This window comes from Rhizobacter sp. P3_B12, assembly GCF_056402895.1.
The window spans coordinates 1-4873 of the sequence record NZ_JBFUGN010000448.1 but is presented as its reverse complement, the minus strand read 5'-3'; the positions used below and the strand labels follow the sequence as shown (position 1 = coordinate 4873).

The window sequence follows — 4873 nt, the reverse complement described above, 5'->3', positions numbered from 1 at the left end:
CGCTTCTCCTCGGCGAGCATGGCCTCGTAGTAGCTCATGTACGAGCTGGCGCCGTCCTTGTCTTTGTCGCCCTTGCCCTTCAGCGTCGCGCTGCGGGTGCCGCCGCCGGACGGTGCGGCCTCTGTCTGGTCGGGAATGAAAATCGCTGCCAGGCGGTCGCGGGTCTCGGTGCTGGACGCGACGATGTTGTCCCAGGCCTTGGCCCAGGCCTCCCCGATGYGCGCCGGCCAACCCATCAGCTCGTCCTGCGCACCCTTCAGGTCGCCGCTCATCAGCTTGTACAGGCCGGAGCCGAGCGCCCGCAGCGGCTCGGCCACGGTGACCACCAGGCCATTGAGCACCTCCCACACGACGACGACCGCGTTCTTGAGGCCCCAGAAGACGGCGGTCAGCCCGCCGATTGCGCCGCGGGTCACCGTGATGGCGGTTGGCCCGACCGCAACGAACCACTCGGCGAGCTTCGTGACGACCGGCATCAGGACGGTACCGATGGTGTTGGCGAAGCCCTTCATGACGAGCGCGGCCTTGTCGCCGGCGGAGTCGAACGCGTTGTAGGCGTCGACTTGTTCCTGTCCAACCAGCAGGCCGAGTTCTCCCATCAGTTCGGCGTTCTCGCGCACCGTGTCGCTGTTGAGCTTCAGCAGCGCCGAGCTGGCGTCGATGCCCTTGCCGAAGAGCTGGCTGGCGGCGATGTCCCGGTCGGTGCCTTCCTTGAAGTCGCTGGTGAGCTTGATGGCGTCCAGCATCAGCTCGTTCATCGGGCGCAGCGCGCCGGCACTGTCGCGCGTGGCGAGGCCGAGCTTGTTGAGCGCGCCCTCGTCCTCGTTCAGGTGTTTCAGCAGGCCCCGGCCCGCGGTGGACATCTGGTCTGTGGTCGCACCCACATCTTCGAGTGCGGCGATCCATGTGCTGGCGCCCGTAGCCGAGACGCCCAGCGACTTGCCGAGCTGGATGCTCTCTTCCTGGAACTTGGCGGTCTGCTCGATCGCCTTGCTGAAGAGTGCGCCACCGCCCAGCACTGCAGTCAGTGCCATGAACTTGCCGCGGATCGACTCCAGGGGGCCGTTGACCTTGYCGAAGCCCGTCGCAGCGTCATCGCCGAACTGCTGGACGTTCTGCAGACCGGCACGCAGCGCCTGGCGCAGCGGGGTGACATCGCCGTCGACGACGACTCTGGCGCGGGGATCGGTCATGCGGGGGTGAGGTCCGGGTTCGAATGCTTCGTTGAAGGAGTGACGACCAGGTCAGTCGTCGAGATCAGTCGTCGAGGAGTGCCATCAGCGGGTCGTCGACYGGGCCGCGGTGGATCGGGATGCCGAGCTGCTCGGCCTGTGCCATCGTTCGCTCCATCGCCTGTTTCATCGCGCTTCCCGATCGCGCCACGGGTGCCGCACTGATGTCGGGCTTGATGCCGATCGCCAACGCAATGCGGCGYAGCTGCAGTGCGGCCGGCGGCGTGTGCCGCCAGAAGGCGGCGAGGCTCGCCACCTGCGGCAGCGTGACCTCCTCGTCGATGTGCCGCCACGTCCAGCCGGTCGCCGTAATCAGCCAGGCGTAGAGGTCGCCCCACGGGTCAGATCCGGCGCCATCGGCGTCCCCGGCATCGCCGCCAAGGACGCCACGTCCTCCCCCACGGCGGCCCCCAGGCCAGTCACCTTCGTTTCCAGACCAGCAACCTTGGCGACGACTTCGAGCGCTGCGCTCAGCTGTTCCATCGTCGCGGGCAGTTCCTCGACCTCGGGCACCGTCAGGCCCGTGCCGGCCGACAGCACCAGCACGATGTCGTCGAAGACGACCTCGTCGAGGCGACCGTTCTTGAACGCGAGGCCGGCGCGGTTGAAGGCAGGCAGCAACTTTTTCAACCGGCCCAGCGGGATGGGGGCGACCTCGATGGTCTGTTCGCCCAGGAGAATGGTGTCGTTCATGGAGTGGACTGGTGAAGGGTGATAAGAGGAATGGCGGCCCGGATCAGGACAGGCAGATGTAGCCGAGCTGCCCGCGCTCGTCGGCGAAGGCTTGGCCGTTCAGCTCGAAGGTCGCGAAGTCGTCGCTCTTGAAGGGCAGGCTCACCTTGCTACTGACCACGCGGTTCAGCCGCATCGACAGCGTCCTGCCGTCGTGCTCGGCCTTCATCACCAACGTGAACGACGGGCTCGGCCCCATCAGCTCGTTCGTCAGCTCGAACAGCTGGCCCTTGCCGCCGGTCGCGCGGTACTCGTAGCTGATCATCATTTCGCGCTCGTTCGTCGACGGCGCGAACCGGTAGGTGCCGTCCTTCAGCGTGTACTGGCCGGCGGCAGGCACCGGGTTCGCATCGAACGGCACGCGCTCCAGCTGCTCGCCGGTTGCGCCATCGAAGATGCCGAGGTCCGCGACGAACGAGCCATCCTGCGGGGGCTCGATGACGACCGATACCGGAGCGACGCTACCCGCGGCACCGGCCGGCAGCACGCACGAGAAATCATTGACCGTCGAGCGGATGCCGGCGCTCGCCTGCTTGCCGAACTGCAGGCGCCCGAGGATGCCTGCATCCAGCGAGGCGTACTTCGCCTTGATTTCCACCTTGCTGCGGCCCTGCGCAACGCCCAGCGCATAGCGGCCGGCGCCGTACAGCGTCTTGATATCCGCGTCCATGTCGACGGTGATCTCCTGGGCGGAGCCGATCACCACTGGCGAGGATTCCGGGACCACGAGGCCCAGGCCGTTGCGCTGGGGCAGCGCGATGAGTTTTCCGGTTCCGAAGAGAAGCATGTGGGGGTCCAGTGGGTTGTTGGAGGTGCGGCGGCGCGGGTCAGGTCACCAGCGCCATGTCATGTGCGCGGGTCAGCGCCTGCACCTGGTAGGTCGCGGTCAGTCGGCCGATGGTCTCGTCGCCGCCTTCGGCGCGTGGCTCGGTGCGCACGCAGCGCAGGCCCCGGCCCAAGGTGTTCAGGCCGGCGTCGATGGCGATCACGCGATGCGCTTGCAGGTGCAGGCGGTCGGCGGCCGTCTCCCAGTCGTCGCCGCGCACATGGAAGTCGAGCTCAAACTCCATCAGGCCGCGGTGAACCGCCTGCGCGAACGCGTCAGCCTGGCCGGTGGAGCGGCGGATGTTGATGGCGGGGATCTCGTCGACGCCGAAGGCATCGACCCGGCCGCGGTGGACACGCGACGCCGCATCGGTGCCAGCCACCTTCAGCGCCAGCTCGACGCGCTGCAGGATGCGTTCATGGGTGCTGTTCGGCTCGACGGTCATGCGGCGGCTCCAGCGGCGACCGCCTTCAGATCGACCTGCAGCTCGGCGCCATCGAGCACCGGCACGCTGGCCTCACGCGCCGCCCAGGTCTTGCCGGCGACGGTGAAACGGTCGCCGCGCTGCACGCCGTTCGGCGCATCCGCCGCCTGCATGCGCAGCGTCGGCTCGGTGCGCATCCGCATACCGTCCAGGCCCGAGCTGCCCGGCTCGTCGAGCAGCACCCGCACCGGCTGCGCATCGCCGCCGGCCGGCGTGAACTGCGCATCGCGGCCGAGCCGGCCGTACAGCACCGACAGCTTGCGCGTAAAGATGTCGTCCAGCATCGCGGGCATCGGCTCAGGCGTTGATCTTGACTTCGACGAAGGCCTCGCCGGCAGCGGCGGCCGAGAAGGCGAAGCCCGCCGAGGCGAGTGCGACGTTGCCGGCGCCGGTGGTGGCGAGCGTGATGACACCAGCCTGGTGATCCCAGTGCACGCTGTCGCCCTGCCCGATCGCATCCGAGGCGAGCTTGGGCAGGCGGTACACCTCGTCGAGCAGGAACGTGCCCGGCGTGTTCGCGGCGACGCTGGACAGCGCCACGCCGACACGACTGCCGATCTTGGCGACACCCCCCGCGGGGACCGCGGCTGCGGGCGTGAACACAATCCTGCGGCCCGGTTGAACGGCGTTCTTCATGTTGATCCTTTGTCGTGTTGGGTCAGTGGGTCAGTGGGTCTGTGCCAGCGGTCGGCCCGATCAGCCATTGCGCTGCAGCGTCTTCCAGTCCAGCGCCTTCGCGCTCGCGTCGATGCGCACCTTGAACTCCACGCCATCGACGCTCCAGCCTTGCTGCTGCTCCATCGTCGGTGCCTCGTTGCCGTCCAGGTAGTCGACCGTCACCACGTCGTGCATGCCCTGGTCGGCYGCGCCGTACCAGCGCGTCGGCGAGCTGTCGTCSAGGCGCGCGTCGGAGATCACCTCGAAGGTGCCGCGCACGCTGTTCGGCACGGTGTTGTTCTTGCTGGCAGCACCCACCTCGAACTCGCTGTCGCGGACCACGTTGGCCGTGCCCAGCAGCGACACCGGCACCAGCAGCTTTGCCAGGCGGATGTTCAGCGCGCCACCGCTCTTCTCGCCCACACCGATGTCCTTCTGCCGCGCCATCGCGACACGCATCGCGTCGACGGCCGCCGTGGTGATGGGGGTGCCGTCCGCCAGGTTGCCGTGGTCGGCGTGAAACAGCGGCTTGCCGTCGGCCATCGGGGCGTTGCCGGTCAGCACCGCATAGGCCAGGTTGCCGACCGTGCGGATCGCCGCGCGGCCCATCTTGCGCGGGATGCGGGTGAAGGCGTCCAGGTCGTCATTGATCACCGCCTGGCGCGTGATCTTGAAGATCTCGCCGTACGTCGCCAGCACCCGCGTCTCGGCGCGCTCACCGATGGTGATGTACTTGTACTCGCCGCCCTCGGCGACCTGGCGCAGCGCTGGGAAGCTGCCAATGTCGACCATGGACATCGGCTTGAAGTCCGGCAGCGTCCCCTTGGTGGTCCACTGCTGGAACGTCTCCTGGGCTTCCTCGTAGCCCTTGAGCATCGCCTTCTGCGCGACGTTGGCGAGCAGCAGTGGGAAGTCGCCGGTGCCGTGGGTGAAGGCGAGCGC

Annotated in this window: 8 protein-coding genes; all 8 read right to left on the bottom strand. The window is 67.9% G+C overall.

The window, feature by feature from the left end; translation table 11 throughout:
* A partial coding sequence (locus AC1D01_RS20895; RefSeq protein ID WP_477869659.1) for a phage tail tape measure protein occupies positions 1-1193 on the bottom strand: 1193 nt, incomplete at its 3' end.
* 64 nt (positions 1194-1257) lie between these two features.
* Positions 1258-1488 (bottom strand): hypothetical protein, encoded by a 231-nt coding sequence (locus AC1D01_RS20890; RefSeq protein WP_477869657.1) that lies wholly within the window; start codon positions 1486-1488, stop codon positions 1258-1260.
* Between the two features lie 56 nt (positions 1489-1544).
* On the bottom strand, positions 1545-1925 hold the full coding sequence (locus tag AC1D01_RS20885) for a hypothetical protein (RefSeq protein ID WP_477869655.1): 381 nt from the start codon (positions 1923-1925) through the stop codon (positions 1545-1547).
* A gap of 43 nt (positions 1926-1968) precedes the next feature.
* Positions 1969-2751, bottom strand: coding sequence for a hypothetical protein (locus tag AC1D01_RS20880; protein ID WP_477869653.1), 783 nt, complete (start codon positions 2749-2751; stop codon positions 1969-1971).
* Positions 2752-2791: 40 nt separating this feature from the next.
* On the bottom strand, positions 2792-3235 hold the full coding sequence (locus AC1D01_RS20875; RefSeq protein WP_477869651.1) for a hypothetical protein: 444 nt from the start codon (positions 3233-3235) through the stop codon (positions 2792-2794).
* The gene (locus tag AC1D01_RS20870; RefSeq protein WP_477869649.1) at positions 3232-3567 is read right to left on the bottom strand and encodes a head-tail joining protein; all 336 of its coding nucleotides are present in this window, start codon (positions 3565-3567) and stop codon (positions 3232-3234) included. Before AC1D01_RS20870 ends, AC1D01_RS20875 begins: the two co-directional genes overlap by 4 nt.
* A 4-nt stretch (positions 3568-3571) precedes the next feature.
* Positions 3572-3910: a capsid cement protein gene (locus AC1D01_RS20865; protein WP_477869647.1), complete on the bottom strand. Its 339-nt coding sequence runs from the start codon at positions 3908-3910 to the stop codon at positions 3572-3574.
* Between the two features lie 60 nt (positions 3911-3970).
* On the bottom strand, positions 3971-4873 hold a 903-nt coding region (locus tag AC1D01_RS20860), incomplete at its 5' end, for a phage major capsid protein (RefSeq protein ID WP_477869645.1).